Source organism: Bacillus marinisedimentorum (genome assembly GCF_001644195.2).
GTDB lineage: Bacteria > Bacillota > Bacilli > Bacillales > Bacillaceae_O > Bacillus_BL > Bacillus_BL marinisedimentorum.
In genome coordinates, this window is record NZ_LWBL02000033.1 from 20,102 (window position 1) to 34,855 (window position 14,754).

Consider the following 14,754-nt stretch of genomic DNA (forward strand, 5'->3'; position numbering starts at 1 on the left):
TTAAGGAGGAAATTATTAATGGATGCCAGTTTACTAACCCCCATTTTATTGATCGGTTTTATTTTAATTTTACTTGCCGTTCTTTTTACTTTTGTGCCGGTAACGCTCTGGATATCAGCATTGGCTGCCGGAGTGCGCGTCAGCATTTTCACGCTTATCGGGATGCGGCTCCGCCGGGTTATCCCGAATCGTGTCATCAATCCCTTGATCAAAGCGTACAAAGCAGGTCTTGATGTGAACACCAACCAGCTGGAGAGTCACTATCTCGCCGGCGGTAATGTTGACAGGGTCGTGAATGCTTTGATTGCAGCCCATCGTGCCAACATTGAGCTAAGTTTCGAGCGGACAGCAGCAATCGACCTTGCTGGCCGTGATGTTCTGGAAGCTGTCCAGATGAGTGTAAACCCTAAAGTCATTGAAACTCCGTTCATCGCTGGTGTGGCAATGGATGGTATTGAAGTGAAAGCGAAAGCCCGAATCACAGTACGCGCCAACATTGACAGGCTGGTCGGGGGAGCAGGAGAAGATACGGTCATCGCCCGTGTCGGTGAAGGGATTGTATCCACAATCGGCTCAAGCAATGACCACAAAAAAGTTCTTGAAAATCCCGATATGATTTCGCAGACTGTGCTGTCAAAAGGTCTTGATGCCGGAACAGCTTTTGAAATCCTCTCCATTGATATTGCTGATATCGATATCGGCAAAAACATCGGCGCCGTCCTCCAAACAGACCAGGCGGAAGCGGATAAGAACATCGCCCAGGCGAAAGCAGAAGAACGCAGGGCCATGGCCGTTGCCCAGGAGCAGGAAATGCGTGCGCGTGTCCAGGAAATGCAGGCGAAAGTGGTCGAAGCCGAAGCACAGGTGCCGCTCGCTATGGCAGAAGCACTTCGTTCTGGAAACATGGGCGTAATGGATTATATGAATTTGAAAAACATCGACGCAGATACGGGTATGCGTGAATCAATCGGAAAAATGCAAGATGAGAGCGAAGAGGACGAGAGATAATGTAAGGGGGTTTCACCCATGAATATCGAATCTTTGCTGACTTTCATTTTTGATAACTTTTTCCTCTTTCTTATCATCGGTGGAATATACAGTTTCCTGAAACGTCTTGGTGAAGAGGGAAATAAGCAGGAAAGACCGCCGGTCCAAAGGCAAAGGGAAAACCGGGAGCCTCGTCCGGATTCTCCATACTTCGAGCCGGAAACCGGGGAAGCAGAACCGGATAACAGGCAAAGGGACAGGGCGCCTGCAGAGCAAACTTATCAAACTGCACAAAATAACTTGCACCAGCAATATAAGGATCTCGTGAGCCAAAAGGAAATAAATGACAGTGGAAGGGTGCGCAAGCCTGCCAAACCTGGCCTGCCTAAGAAACAGGCGATTCGCAGCCATCCGGGCCACATTAATAAAGAAAGAGCGGCGGAAGGGGTGGTCTGGGCTGAAATCTTAAGCCCGCCCCGTTCGAAACGCCCCATCAATCCGCGGATGAAAAGATGAGCCGATTTACGGCTCATCTTTTTTTTGTCCGAAATCCCATTATCCGATCAGGCAGCCCGCGTGGAAAAGGGTTTAGTGTAAGTGGTGATAGAAGCGAAGCCTTTTTCATACATATGAAATGAAGGGGGTTCGTGCATGGCAAAATGGGGACAGCGGATAAAACGTTGGATGACAAACAAGATGGAACTTCCTGCGGATGTAGTCATGGACCTGCCCAGAATCACCATGATCGGTCAGCTGCACATATACATTGAAAATCATCGGGGTGTCCTGTTGTTTTCGGAAAATGAATTGAGGCTCCTTTTGAAACAGGGACAGCTGCTCATTAAAGGCAGGCAATTTGTTTTAAAGAATATATTACCGGAGGAAATCCTCCTCGAAGGCCAGATTGACCAGGTGTACTTTTTGAATGATGAAAAATAGATGGGATGGGAACGCTATGAAAAACCAGTGGATTCATTATTTTACAGGTTACATTACTGTGGAAATCAGGGGAACAGGGGCAGAACGTTTCCTGAACCGCTGCATGCGGGAAGGCATTTACATATGGAATGTGAAGCGCCTTGATGAATCGGTCCTCACCGGGAAAGTGCGCCTTGAGGATGTCAGCCGGTTAAGGAACACTGTCCGCAGCAGCGGCTGCAAGCTGTCCTTCAAATCGAGACACGGCCTGCCTTTCTTTATGCGGCGTATTTTTTCAAATACCGGAATTGCGGCCGGCGGCCTGTTTTTTCTTATCATATTCGCATTGCTTTCAAATATGGTATGGGGAATCGAAATTGAGGGAGCTGATCCGCAAACGGAGCACCACCTCAGAAACGTGCTCAAGGAAAACGGTATAGAAAAAGGCTCCTTCCATTTTAACATGCCGGATAACGACGAGATTCAGACACTGGTCATGAGCAAGATGGAGAACATAACCTGGATAGGCGTCCGCTTGAATGGGACGACCTATCATCTGCAAGTCGTACAGAAAGAACAGCCGGAAGAGGATGAACAGACCGGCAGGAAGCATCTTGTGGCGGCCCGAAAAGCTGTTGTCCGTGACTTATTTGTCGAGCAGGGACAGGCGCAAGTGGAAGTCAATGACTTTGTGGATCGGGGCCAGCTCCTCGTTTCAGGCATCATTGGCAGCGAGGATCACAATAAAGTAGTCGGAGCAAAGGGTGAAGTTCTGGGGGAAACGTGGTATAAATCCAGAGTATCGATTCCGCTTGAGACGACGTTCAATGTTTTGACAGGCGAACACATTAAGAAATGGCGTTTGGAAGCCGGTTCCTTTAGGTTTCCCGTCTGGGGTTTTTGGAAAAAGCATGAATTTGCGCAATATGAAGCAGAATCGACGGTCCGCCCCCTTTATTTTTTTAAGATTAAACTCCCTTTGAACATCGCGTATACAACTATCTATGAAACAGAATCAGTTACTCGAACGTATACACTGCAGGAAGCGAAGAATAAAGCCATTCAGGCCGCTGAAGATGAACTGATGCAAAAGCTGGAAAAAGAGGCTATAATAAAGGATGAAAAGGTTTTACAATTGGGAAAACAAGATGGTAAAGTGAATGTAATCATTCATTTTACCGTGATTGAGAATATTGTGCGAGAACAAACCATTAATCAAGGAGATTGAGGAATGCCGGAAAATCTGAAAACAATGAACATCGAATTAGAACATCCTAACGAAGCCATGGCGCTCTTCGGTGCCAATGATGCGAACCTTAAGCAGATTGAAGACAAGCTGAAGGTTTCCATTGTAACGAGGGGAGAATCTGTCAGGGCTACCGGAGAAGAGGACAAAGTTCAACTTGTTGAAAAAATATTGATGGCATTGATTGATATTATCCGCCGCGGCATCACGATAGGCGAACGGGATGTCATATATGCAATCCAGCTCGCTGAGAAAGGGTTGCTGGAACAGCTGCCTGACCTTTATGAAGAAGAAATCACCAAAACGGCAAGAGGGAAATCCATCCGCATTAAAACACTGGGGCAGCGCAACTATATAAATGCTATCAAGAAAAATGACCTCGTTTTCGGAATCGGCCCAGCAGGCACCGGGAAGACATATCTGGCGGTGGTCATGGCGGTGGCGGCTTTGAAAAACGGTTATGTGAAACGCATTATTTTAACACGCCCTGCAGTTGAAGCAGGTGAGAGCCTCGGATTCCTTCCGGGAGATCTCAAGGAAAAAGTCGACCCTTACTTGCGTCCGCTATATGACGCACTACATGATGTGCTTGGCGTTGAGCATACGGTCCGGCTTATTGAGCGCGGAACCATCGAAATTGCGCCGCTGGCTTATATGAGGGGCAGGACACTGGAAGATGCATACGTCCTGCTTGATGAAGCCCAAAATACCACTCCTGAACAGATGAAAATGTTCCTAACAAGGCTGGGGTTCGGCTCAAAAATGATTGTCACAGGTGACGTTACCCAGGTGGACTTGCCGAAAGGGGCAAAATCGGGGCTTGCCGAGGCGAATAAAAAGCTCCGTGATGTCCGCGGGTCCGCGTTTATATATCTTGAGGAATCAGATGTGGTCAGACACCCGCTTGTCCAGCGCATTATTGAAGCATATGAAAAAGGAGAAAAATAGGACTCCGTCACTATAGACCCTTCGTTATTTCGTCGGGTCTTCTTTATACTTCCGGGGCAAGAGGGGCATCACAGGCCTGTCTAAAAGAAAGCATCTGCTTTTTTTGCTGCCAAAGCCGGTGCCAGTGACATGAGCATTGCTTCCGCAGGAAGGAAGATTCCAGCGTATGTCCTATTTATGCATACACTGCTGAGCAGGGGCCTTCTGCTTTTCTTTAAAAATATCCATATCGAGGAGAATGGGTTTATGAAAAGATTTCAACATGTCAGGCAGTGGTTCAATCTCGTTTTACGAAGTGAAGAAAGGTCGATCAGGGGCGTCTTTTACATACTGCTGGCAGTTATCATGTATGCGTCCCTTTTCAGCAATGTTGCACCCGACAGAATTGAAGTCGAAGTACTGGGCACCGCTGAGCAGGATATCATATCTCCGATTACAGTCGAAGACCAGGCAGCGACCGAGAAAAAGCGGATAGAAGCTGCAGCGGAAGTCGAGGACCAATATTCATATTACCCTGACTATGTTACAGAACAGATAAATCTTGTCAGCGATTTTTTTGCAGCAATCAAAAAGGTGAAAGATGAGCAGGCTAAAGAACAGGCTGATGATGGACCGGCCGATGAAAATCCTGAAGCAGAAACGCTTTTGGAGAAAGTGCGGGGCATCTTGCCTGAAGAAGTCAATAACGGAATAGATGACACCACCCTGGAGACGTTCCTTTCGGCTTCTGAAAATGAATTGAGTATAGCCCGTGAAATGTCGGTTACCACTGTACACGATATCATGAGCAACAAAGTCACCATCAGTGACATTCAGGCCGAAAAGAGGAAAGCTGCGGGTAAATTCGATTATTCAAGTTTGAATGAGTCCATGAGGAAAGCTGCCGCTGACCTTGCAGGATTTGCAGTCATCCCCAACTATGTCTTTGACCCTGAAGCTACCATCGAAAAACGAAATGAAGCGAAAGATGGTGTGCAGCCGGTCATGATCCGCGCAGGTGAGGTCCTTGCGGCAAAAGGGGATGTCATAACAAGGGAGGATTACCGGAAGCTTGAATTGACGGGGATCACATCTGGATCCGTTAAGCCTTATCCGTATATGGGCCTCGCCGTTATCGTCATCATGCTGACTGTTATGATTGCTTATTATTTTAAAGGGTTTGAACCGGTAAGCAGGGATAAAAATGTATATTATATTATGTACCTTCTTATTTTTCTGCTGCTCTTTGTGAGCGGTAAACTGACCAGCCTTTACCAGGGGCTAGGCGAATTTGAAATCGGTTACCTTGTCCCGGCTGCTTTTTCTGCCATGATGATCAAGATGCTCATGAATGAACGTTTGGCTGTCATGACATCGGTGATTTTTGCGGTTGCAGGAAGCATCATGTTCAATGGCGGCATGCCTGCTTCCATCAACTTCCCGGCGGGCATGTATTTCCTGTTCAGCGGAGTGGGGGCGGTCCTGTTCCTGGACAAGCAGAACCGCCGTTCAAAAATTTTGACCGCAGGCATTGTCATTGCCGGAATTAATATTTTGTCCATTGCAGGCCTGACACTGTTAAAGTATAATCATTATTCCGGTATTGAAATAGGGATGTTTTTGGGTTATGGCGTGCTTTCAGGCTTGCTTGCCGCGGTTCTCACACTCGGGATGATGCCATTTTTTGAAGCGGGTTTCGGTGTGATTTCTGAAATGAAGCTTATTGAGCTTTCAAATCCCAACCATCCCCTGCTGCGAAAAATTCTGACCGAGACACCGGGAACATACCACCATAGTGTGATGGTCGCAAATATAAGCGAGTCAGCCTGCGAGGCGATAGGCGCCAATGGATTGCTGGCAAGGGTCGGCGCCTACTATCATGATCTTGGCAAAACAAAACAGCCCCATTATTTCATTGAAAATCAAATGGGGAGAAGAAACCCACACGATGATATTTCTCCCCAGCGGAGCAGGGATATTATCATTGCACATACCTCCAATGGGGCAGAGATGCTGAGAAAACATAAGATGCCGAAGGAGATTGTGGATATTGCCGAGCAGCACCATGGAACAACCTTGTTGAAGTTTTTCTATCACAAAGCGGCCGAACATACAGATGAGTCGGTTTCCGAAAACGATTACCGCTATCCCGGCCCTAAACCGCAGACGAAGGAAGCTGCGATTGTGGGGATTGCTGACTCTGTGGAAGCGGCTGTAAGATCGTTGCGGGCACCGACTTCAGAAAAAGTCGAGTCCCTCGTCCGATCCATTATTTCGGACCGGCTGCAGGATGGCCAGTTTAATGAATGTGATATTACGGTAAAGGAATTGGAAACGGCGGCAGCGGCCATGTGTGAAACGGTGCATGGAATTTTCCATTCACGCATTGAATATCCAGAACTATCAGCAAAGAAGGTGATTGAAGCATGACCCTCACAATTGATTTTGCAGACGAGACGGGTAATGTAAAGGAAGAGCACATTGCCGAACTGGAAAAACTCCTTAATAAAGCTGCTGAAGTGGAAAATGTTAAAGATGAAGCCGAGCTGTCCGTCACGTTTGTTGACAATGATGTCATCCAGCAGATAAACAGGGATTACCGGGGAAAGGACTCCCCCACCGATGTCATTTCGTTCGCCATGGAGGAGATGGGTCAAGACGAAATGGAAATACACGGTGAAGGTCTGCCTTATGTACTCGGGGATATTATCATTTCCATTCCAAAAACAATCGAACAGGCTGAGAGCTATGGACATTCATTCATGAGGGAACTGGGTTTTCTGACCGTTCATGGGTTTCTCCACCTTCTCGGATATGACCATATGGCTCATGAAGATGAAAAAGTAATGTTCGAAAAGCAGAAAGAGATTTTGGAAGCTTATGGACTCACAAGGTAACAGGGAAAAAAAAGCCCGCCGGCTTGCCATGAGTTTCGTAAATGCAAAAAATGGAATAGTCGATGCCATAAGAAATGAGCCGAATCTGCAAATCCATACAGCTGCTGCCGCAGCAGCCGTTATCATGGGATTTTTATTCTCCATTACCACGCTTGAATGGATTATTCTTCTTCTTGTGATCGGCGGTGTGCTGAGCTTGGAGTTGATGAATACAGCAGTCGAGCGAACAGTCGATCTCGTAACCGACGAGTGGCTCCCGCTTGCAAAACAGGCCAAGGATGCAGCTGCAGGGGCTGTGCTGATTTTTTCGATCATCGCCCTTATGGCAGGGATCCTGATTTTCGGACCGAAAGTATTGGCTTTGCTGGGCTAAAATGCCTGATGCCAAGCGGTAATCAATAGTTGAAAGGAAGTATGTCAAATGGATCGAGCGAAACTAATCGAGGCGGCTATGGAAGCAAGGGAAGCTGCATATGTGCCATATTCAAAATTTAAAGTCGGAGCAGCCCTCCTGACGAGTGAAGGGCAAATCTATAAAGGATGCAACATTGAAAATGCAGCCTACAGCATGTGCAACTGTGCAGAGAGGACGGCGCTGTTCAAAGCATATTCAGAAGGCGACAAAAACTATGAAGCCCTTGCTGTGGTGGCGGATACAGACCGTCCTGTACCGCCTTGCGGAGCCTGCCGCCAGGTCATATCTGAACTTTGTCCTTCCGATATGAAGGTCGTCCTAACCAATCTGAAAGGTGATATCGCAGAAACGACTGTCAGTGAACTCCTCCCTGGCGCGTTTTCACCGGAGGACCTGGAATGAAGCAAGAGTTCCGATCGGGATTTGCAGCCATTATTGGACGGCCGAATGTCGGCAAATCCACTTTCCTTAACCGGGTCATTGGTCAAAAAATCGCAATCATGAGCGATAAACCGCAAACGACAAGAAATAAAATACAAGGGGTGCTCACGACTGACACTTCCCAGATGATTTTCATTGATACGCCGGGAATCCATAAACCGAAGCATCGGCTGGGTGACTTCATGATGAAAACGGCTACGAACACGCTCAGAGAGGTTGACCTCATCCTATTCATGGTCAATGCCGAAGAAGGCTTTGGCCGCGGAGAGCAATTCATTTTGGATATTCTTGAAAAGACAGATCAGCCTGTCTTTCTCGTTATCAATAAGATCGACCAGATGCATCCTGATAAACTACTGCCCCTTATCGAGGGGTATAAAGATCGATACCCATTCAAAGAAATTGTTCCAATTTCAGCGCTCGAAGGAAACAATGTGAACCGGCTGCTTGAAACGATTGAGGAATACCTGCCGGAGGGGCCGCAATACTATCCTGCCGATCAGGTGACCGACCATCCGGAACGCTTCATCATCGAGGAACTTATCCGTGAAAAAGTTCTGCACTTAACGCGAGAAGAGATTCCCCATTCAATCGCTGTCATAATCGACCAGATCGAGCGCCGTGAAGACGGGCGCAGCATATATGTCGCTGCAACCATCGTGGTGGAACGTTCCTCCCAGAAAGGAATCATCATAGGTAAGCAGGGAAAGATGCTGAAAGAAATCGGCCAGCGGGCAAGGCAGGACATTGAAGCCCTTCTCGGTTCAAATGTTTTTCTTGAACTATGGGTCAAAGTCCAAAAAGACTGGCGTAACCGCATGACTCAGCTGCGGGACTTCGGATACCGGGAAGATGAGTATTAATTGACAAATATTTGCTGACATGAAAAAAGGGAGCAGGGCAACATTATAAATGAAGGTTCAAGCTGGTTTACAAAGGAGGATTTCTAGTGATTGATTTCAGCTGGAAAGTATTCAGCCAAACTGGCAATATTGAAACGTACCTCATTTTCAAAGAACTTGAGCAGGAAAATCAAGAACCGGAAACCGATCAGGAAATTACGGCAGCAGATGAAACTTTATTATAATGGAGCCTGAATGAACATTAACTGAGTTTTTGGAGGGGGATCTGTTAAGTATCCGGCCTTCCGTTTTTGCCGCGGAACCGGAGACTTAACAGCGTAGGAAAGGCTGTCCCCAGAAACAAACTCAGGTGAAGTGGCAGGTGACTTCGGCTTGATCAATAAAGTAGAAGGAATTGTCATCCGTACGAATAGTTACGGAGAAACGAATAAAATTGTCACATTATTTACGCGTGAAAGCGGAAAAATGGGCTTGATGGCAAGAGGAGCAAAAAAACCGAAAAGCAGGCTCGCAACAGTCAGCCAGCTCTTTATGCACGGACAATTCCTTATCCAGTCCGGCTCAGGACTCGGAACGATGCAGCAGGGTGAAATCATCACATCATTCCGGTCCATCAGGCAGGATATTATTGCGACCGCTTATGCTTCCTATGTTGCTGAACTCACTGATAAGCTTACAGAAGATAAAAAGCCGAATCCATATTTATTCGAATTGCTGTACCAAACCCTTCATTATATTGATGAAGGGATTGATTATGAAGTGCTGATGTTCATTTATGAAGTGAAGATGCTTGCAGTAGCGGGGCTGCATCCGACTCTTAATGAATGTGCTTCATGCGGGGCAACGGAAGGGAGGTTCGGCTTTTCGATCAGGGAGGGCGGGCTGCTTTGTCACCGGTGTTTCCATCAGGACCCGCATATATTAGAGCTTTCACCGGCAGCAGCAAGGTTATTGCGGCTTTTTTATCATTTTGACCTGAATCGTCTCGGCAACGTTTCAGTAAAAGAAGAAACGAAAAATGAGATTCGCAGGGTGCTGTCTGCATATTATGAAGAGTATTCAGGATTATACTTAAAGACAAAGCGATTCCTTGACCAGATCAAACGGTTAGACTTCTGACAGACAGTCTCCCTTCACGGCAACGCCGCCGGAAGGGGGTTTTTATCTTTCAAAGACTCAACAGCCGGCTGCTGCTTTTGTAAGAAGCATCGCTCCGACTAAGGGATATGCTTTTGCATCTGACGCTAGGAAGGCGGGGTGCACTTTTCTTACCGTATAAGGAAGCAAATTCGTTTAGTGGCCAATTTTAAGAATACAGATATGGGCAATTATGCCTCTTTCTTGGCCTGAAAATTCGCCCCTCGGCGTGTTTTCTTTTATAATATATGCCATCTTATCTTTTTCCATCACCTTATTTAGTATATAATGTTTGGTGATAAGTATGACATTTTTGTTCTGCTGGCAGGGGGTGAATGTATTGGAATTAAATAAACGCCAGGAGTTTATTCTGCAAATCGTAAAAGACAACGGGCCGATTACTGGTGAGCAAATCGCCGAGCGCCTCAATCTCACCAGGGCGACACTGCGTCCAGATCTGGCCATATTGACAATGGCCGGGTATCTGGAAGCGCGTCCGCGGGTCGGTTATTTTTATACAGGGAAAACGGGATCGCAGCTGCTAACAGAAAAAGTGAAAAAGATAAAAGTGCTCGAATATCAATCCATACCGGTAGTAGTGGATGAGTCGGTGTCTGTATATGATGCGATTGTGACGATGTTCCTGGAGGATGTCGGAACATTATTTGTCGTGGATAAGAAGGCGATACTTGTCGGTGTTCTTTCCAGGAAAGACTTGCTCAGGGCAAGCATGGGCAACCAGGGCCTTGAATCGATACCGGTCAATATCATCATGACCCGGATGCCGAATATTACTGTTTGCAGCAAAGACGATTTTCTTGTCGATGTAGCACGGAAATTGATTGACAAACAGATTGATGCCGTTCCAGTCGTGAAGGAGACGGATAACGGATTTGAAGTGACCGGCAGGCTGACAAAGACCAATATGACGAAAGCGCTTGTAGATATTGCAACAGATGAGACAATATAAAATAGTTTACAAGCCGCACTAAGCAGCACGTTAAGAAAGGATGATAATATGGACCACCCTATCGTATACATAGTGTCTGATTCTGTTGGCGAGACAGCTGAACTGGTTGTAAAAGCGGCAGCCAGCCAGTTCCTTGATACCGGTATCGAAATCAAGCGGATTCCGTACGTTGAAGATACCGGGACATTGAAGGAAGTAGTCGCTCAGGCGAAGGAACAGAATGCGATTATCGGTTTCACCCTGGTCGTTCCGGATTTGCGCGAATTTCTCGTAAAAGAAGCAAAGCAGGTAGGCGTTGAGACGATCGATATCATCGGACCGATGATTACAAAAATGGAGGAAGTATATCATAAAGCCCCGCGACAGGAACCCGGCCTCGTCAGGAAATTGGATGAAGATTATTTCAAACGGGTCGAAGCGATTGAATTTGCAGTTAAATATGATGATGGGAGGGACCCGCGGGGAATACTGCGCGCCGACATCGTATTGATAGGTGTTTCCAGGACTTCTAAGACCCCTCTTTCTCAATACCTTGCCCATAAAAGGCTAAGAGTGGCCAATGTGCCGATTGTGCCGGAAGTGGAACCGCCTGAAGAATTGTTCAAGGTATCACCTGATAAGTGCATCGGCTTGAAAATCAGCCCTGAAAAGTTGAATAATATCCGCAAAGAACGTCTTAAATCACTTGGCTTAAATGACCATGCCAGTTATGCGAATATGCACAGGATCGAACAGGAATTGGCATATTTCGATAAGCTCGTTAAAAGAATTGGCTGCCATACGATTGATGTATCAAATAAAGCCGTTGAGGAAACAGCCAATATCATATTGAACTTATACAATAACAACCAAAAGTAATCAGCTTCCGGATGGAAGCTTTCTTTTTTTGAAGGCTGTGCAGTATTTCTTTGCTGTTTTTATAATCGTATTGGAAAACCCCTCTGTTTATAAACCGTTGATTGGGTCGGGGGTGCGAGACCCCTCGGAAAGGCTTCGGGTTTCCTTCATGCAATGAAGATCCGGGGTGCTTATTAAAGTCTTGCGGAAGAAACGGGACAGGGTGCGGCCCCAGTGCGTATGATGAGACTCACCGCCCGCCCCGCGGCCAAGAAGATATTGTGAACACGACAGAAGGCTAACGGGAACGGGTGTCGCATTTACGCCCGTCGTGAAAGCGAGTACCTGCAGCAGGTATCAACAGTTGCGTATGACTGAGCCTTTAAAAAAGAGTTGATTTCCCAGTCAACGAAACCGCTTTTCTCAAAGACCCAAAACTTAACAATAAGGTCTAACAAAGATCATTTATGTTTTGGAGCATGATGTGGTTGTATCCCGGCAAATTCACCAGGCAGCCCTTATGTATCAAAACTTCTTGAAATTTAAGAGATATGAGAGTGGAAATAAGGGTACATTTATATTATAATTAAAAATCGTGATTAAAACAGTACATTCCAGGTCTATACTTATGGTGTGAACGGTATACCCCCGGGTGCAGATTGATGTTTGACATCATACGACAAAATTCTGAAAGTTAAAACTTAATTAAGGTAAGAAGGATTCTCATGAAGGATGTAGAATAATGAGTTATGGCTGAAGATAATTGTAAAATATTTGTAGACGCAGACGCATGCCCGGTTAAATCGGAAATCGCGGAAGTAACCCGTAACTATAAGAATCCTGTAGTTTATGTCGCATCCTACAATCATGCCGGGGAAAAAACCTACGGCGGCGAGTGGGTATATGTCGATGCTGAAAAGGAAGAGGTGGATTTATATATCGTCAATCATTCAAAAAAGGGTGACCTGACCGTTACCCAGGATATCGGCCTTGCAGGTCTGCTGATTCCGCGGGGGGTGCATGTCATTTCACCGAGGGGCCGCTGGCTGAACGAAGGGAATATCGATATGGCGCTTCAGGGAAGATATCTTTCGGCAATGGAGCGGAAGGCCGGGGGAAGAACAAAAGGCCCCCGTAAATTTGAGGAGGCGGACCGTATCCATTTCAGCAAGGAACTACATGATTTTTTGTCGAAGAATGAAGGGATTTCTTCTTGAACAGCGAATACTCATAAAGCACGGTGATGCAAGGATGGGAAATCGAATTCCCGAAGATTTGATTGAAAGAATACGAACTTCCGTTGACATTGTTGATGTAGTCAGTGAATATGTTCAATTGAAGAAGCAGGGACGGAACTATTTCGGATTATGTCCATTTCATCAAGAAAAGTCGCCTTCGTTCTCGGTTTCACCTGATAAACAGATATATCACTGTTTCGGCTGCGGAGCAGGCGGGAATGTCTTTTCATTCCTGATGGAGATCGAAGGGTATCATTATATCGAAGCTGTCAAAACGATAGCTGACAAATCAGGTCTTGAGTTGCCGGCGGACACTGTCCGGGACACGGGATCGGGCGGAAGCTCAAAAGGGAAACCGCATCAGGAAATGATGGAGGCCCACAACCTCTTGAAAAAACTGTACCATCATATTCTTGTCAATACGAAGGAGGGTGAGCAAGCCCTCGAGTATTTGACTGGACGTGGCTTTACGAGAGAAGCAATTGACCTGTTTGAAATCGGGTATGCTCCTGATTCAGCGACAATGGCTTTCGCCTTTCTAAGCAAACGCGGCTATTCCGCCGATATGCTGCTTGATACCGGGCTCATCGGAAGAGATGCATCGAGAAACAAGTATTATGACAGGTTCAGGGGCAGGGTCATGTTTCCGGTATGGGACCACCAGGGGAAAACGATCGCCTTTGGCGGAAGGATTCTGGGAAACGGCGAACCTAAATATTTAAACAGCCCCGAAACGAAAATTTTTAATAAAAGCAAACAGCTTTACGCGCTTCATCTGGCGAGGCCGCATATCAGGAAAACACAGCAGGCTGTCTTGTTCGAAGGGTATGTTGACGTAATCAGCGCATGGAAAGCAGGCGTAAAAAACGGCATAGCCACGATGGGGACATCATTAACCGATGAACAAGCGAGAATCATCCGCAGAAATATAGAAAATGTGGTCATTTGCTATGACTCGGATAATGCCGGAATCAATGCTGCAATTAGGGCGCTGGATGTTCTGCAGAGTGCGGGATGTTACGTGAAAGTTGCGCGCATGCCGGAAGGACTTGATCCTGATGACTACATCTCAAAATTCGGGCCGGAACGGTTTGAGAAGGATGTAATAGGGGGAAGCCTTACAGCAACAGCATTTAAGATTCATTACTTGCGGCGGGGAAAAAACCTTCAGAATGAAGGAGAAAAAATCCGTTATATCGAAGAAGTATTAGAGGAAATAAGCAAGCTTACGATGGCAGTGGAGCGCGACCATTATTTACGGCAGCTCTCCGAGGAGTTTTCGATTTCATTGGATGCATTGAAACAGGAACAGTTCCGGATTTTTAAGCAGCTAAAAAGAAAAGAAGGCAGCCCGGATCAAAGGGGCGGGAGAAATGAACGGAAGATTGCACCGCTGCCGAAACAGGGCAAACTGCTGCCAGCATACCAGAATGCGGAGCGCCATCTAATCGCTCACATGTTTTATAACCGCGACCTGGCGGAACAAATCCAGAATGAGATCGGCCTGTCATTCAATATTGATGAGCATAATGCCATTGCAGCTTATTTATATGCTTTTTATGAAGAAGGCCATGAGCCGGATATCAGTTCATTTATGGAAAGGCTGCAGGATAAACGCCTGAAAAAAGCCGTATCTGAGCTTGCCATGCTACCGATCAATGAAAACTTTACGGATCGCGAATGGCGTGATTATGTAAAACAGGTGTTAGATTATCCAAAATGGTTAAAAATAAAAGAAAAAGAAGAAGAAAAGCACGAAGCGGAACAACGGCAGGATTATGTGAAAGCAGCTACCATTGCGATGGAAGTCATCCGCATGAAAAAGGAGCTGAAAGGAAGCTGATCCCTGCCTTAGCATATAGAAGTTGTGTCAATGTT

The 14,754-nt window shown here is 46.3% G+C and carries 16 protein-coding genes; all 16 read left to right on the forward strand.

Annotated elements, in window-relative coordinates; translation table 11 throughout:
• Positions 1–18: 18 nt before the first annotated feature.
• The 16 genes from floA to dnaG all read left to right on the forward strand — a co-directional run bounded on the left by floA (position 19) and on the right by dnaG (position 14,719).
• Positions 19–1,008, forward strand: coding sequence for a flotillin-like protein FloA (gene floA, locus A4U59_RS10035; RefSeq protein WP_070120628.1), 990 nt, complete (start codon positions 19–21; stop codon positions 1,006–1,008).
• An 18-nt stretch (positions 1,009–1,026) separates the two neighbouring features.
• Positions 1,027–1,503, forward strand: a complete 477-nt coding sequence (locus A4U59_RS10040) for a hypothetical protein (RefSeq protein WP_070120629.1) — start codon at positions 1,027–1,029, stop codon at positions 1,501–1,503.
• Between the two features lie 135 nt (positions 1,504–1,638).
• Complete coding sequence (gene yqfC / locus A4U59_RS10045; RefSeq protein ID WP_070120630.1) at positions 1,639–1,926, forward strand: sporulation protein YqfC; 288 nt, start codon at positions 1,639–1,641, stop codon at positions 1,924–1,926.
• Positions 1,927–1,942: 16 nt separating this feature from the next.
• Positions 1,943–3,133, forward strand: coding sequence for a sporulation protein YqfD (gene yqfD, locus A4U59_RS10050; RefSeq protein ID WP_070120665.1), 1,191 nt, complete (start codon positions 1,943–1,945; stop codon positions 3,131–3,133).
• A gap of 3 nt (positions 3,134–3,136) precedes the next feature.
• The gene (locus tag A4U59_RS10055; RefSeq protein ID WP_070120631.1) at positions 3,137–4,099 is read left to right on the forward strand and encodes a PhoH family protein; all 963 of its coding nucleotides are present in this window, start codon (positions 3,137–3,139) and stop codon (positions 4,097–4,099) included.
• Between the two features lie 246 nt (positions 4,100–4,345).
• Entirely contained in the window at positions 4,346–6,508 is a 2,163-nt protein-coding gene (locus A4U59_RS10060; protein WP_070120666.1) for an HD family phosphohydrolase, read from the forward strand.
• Positions 6,505–6,975, forward strand: coding sequence for an rRNA maturation RNase YbeY (gene ybeY, locus A4U59_RS10065; RefSeq protein WP_070120632.1), 471 nt, complete (start codon positions 6,505–6,507; stop codon positions 6,973–6,975). The genes A4U59_RS10060 and ybeY overlap by 4 nt, the downstream gene beginning before the upstream one ends.
• Positions 6,959–7,348, forward strand: coding sequence for a diacylglycerol kinase family protein (locus tag A4U59_RS10070; RefSeq protein ID WP_070120633.1), 390 nt, complete (start codon positions 6,959–6,961; stop codon positions 7,346–7,348). The genes ybeY and A4U59_RS10070 overlap by 17 nt, the downstream gene beginning before the upstream one ends.
• A 48-nt stretch (positions 7,349–7,396) precedes the next feature.
• Positions 7,397–7,792 (forward strand): cytidine deaminase, encoded by a 396-nt coding sequence (locus A4U59_RS10075; protein WP_070120634.1) that lies wholly within the window; start codon positions 7,397–7,399, stop codon positions 7,790–7,792.
• The gene (gene era / locus A4U59_RS10080; protein WP_070120635.1) at positions 7,789–8,694 is read left to right on the forward strand and encodes a GTPase Era; all 906 of its coding nucleotides are present in this window, start codon (positions 7,789–7,791) and stop codon (positions 8,692–8,694) included. Before A4U59_RS10075 ends, era begins: the two co-directional genes overlap by 4 nt.
• Before the next feature lie 86 nt (positions 8,695–8,780).
• The gene (locus tag A4U59_RS10085; protein WP_070120636.1) at positions 8,781–8,918 is read left to right on the forward strand and encodes a YqzL family protein; all 138 of its coding nucleotides are present in this window, start codon (positions 8,781–8,783) and stop codon (positions 8,916–8,918) included.
• A 148-nt stretch (positions 8,919–9,066) separates the two neighbouring features.
• On the forward strand, positions 9,067–9,813 hold the full coding sequence (gene recO, locus A4U59_RS10090; protein WP_070120637.1) for a DNA repair protein RecO: 747 nt from the start codon (positions 9,067–9,069) through the stop codon (positions 9,811–9,813).
• 322 nt (positions 9,814–10,135) lie between these two features.
• Entirely contained in the window at positions 10,136–10,801 is a 666-nt protein-coding gene (gene ccpN, locus A4U59_RS10095) for a transcriptional regulator CcpN (protein WP_070120638.1), read from the forward strand.
• Positions 10,802–10,849: 48 nt separating this feature from the next.
• Entirely contained in the window at positions 10,850–11,659 is an 810-nt protein-coding gene (locus A4U59_RS10100) for a pyruvate, water dikinase regulatory protein (RefSeq protein WP_070120639.1), read from the forward strand.
• A gap of 728 nt (positions 11,660–12,387) precedes the next feature.
• Entirely contained in the window at positions 12,388–12,855 is a 468-nt protein-coding gene (locus tag A4U59_RS10105; RefSeq protein WP_070120640.1) for a YaiI/YqxD family protein, read from the forward strand.
• A gap of 34 nt (positions 12,856–12,889) precedes the next feature.
• Positions 12,890–14,719 (forward strand): DNA primase, encoded by a 1,830-nt coding sequence (gene dnaG / locus A4U59_RS10110; RefSeq protein ID WP_070120641.1) that lies wholly within the window; start codon positions 12,890–12,892, stop codon positions 14,717–14,719.
• Positions 14,720–14,754: the final 35 nt, after the last annotated feature.

Coding starts and splice junctions, on each gene's coding strand:
- dnaG (WP_070120641.1), top strand. CDS start 12,890: ATGGGAAATCGAATTCCCGAAGATTTGATTGAAAGAATACGAACTTCC.
- A4U59_RS10105 (WP_070120640.1), top strand. CDS start 12,388: ATGGCTGAAGATAATTGTAAAATATTTGTAGACGCAGACGCATGCCCG.
- A4U59_RS10060 (WP_070120666.1), top strand. CDS start 4,346: ATGAAAAGATTTCAACATGTCAGGCAGTGGTTCAATCTCGTTTTACGA.
- A4U59_RS10100 (WP_070120639.1), top strand. CDS start 10,850: ATGGACCACCCTATCGTATACATAGTGTCTGATTCTGTTGGCGAGACA.
- floA (WP_070120628.1), top strand. CDS start 19: ATGGATGCCAGTTTACTAACCCCCATTTTATTGATCGGTTTTATTTTA.
- era (WP_070120635.1), top strand. CDS start 7,789: ATGAAGCAAGAGTTCCGATCGGGATTTGCAGCCATTATTGGACGGCCG.
- ybeY (WP_070120632.1), top strand. CDS start 6,505: ATGACCCTCACAATTGATTTTGCAGACGAGACGGGTAATGTAAAGGAA.
- yqfC (WP_070120630.1), top strand. CDS start 1,639: ATGGCAAAATGGGGACAGCGGATAAAACGTTGGATGACAAACAAGATG.
- A4U59_RS10070 (WP_070120633.1), top strand. CDS start 6,959: ATGGACTCACAAGGTAACAGGGAAAAAAAAGCCCGCCGGCTTGCCATG.
- yqfD (WP_070120665.1), top strand. CDS start 1,943: ATGAAAAACCAGTGGATTCATTATTTTACAGGTTACATTACTGTGGAA.
- A4U59_RS10055 (WP_070120631.1), top strand. CDS start 3,137: ATGCCGGAAAATCTGAAAACAATGAACATCGAATTAGAACATCCTAAC.
- A4U59_RS10075 (WP_070120634.1), top strand. CDS start 7,397: ATGGATCGAGCGAAACTAATCGAGGCGGCTATGGAAGCAAGGGAAGCT.
- ccpN (WP_070120638.1), top strand. CDS start 10,136: ATGACATTTTTGTTCTGCTGGCAGGGGGTGAATGTATTGGAATTAAAT.
- A4U59_RS10040 (WP_070120629.1), top strand. CDS start 1,027: ATGAATATCGAATCTTTGCTGACTTTCATTTTTGATAACTTTTTCCTC.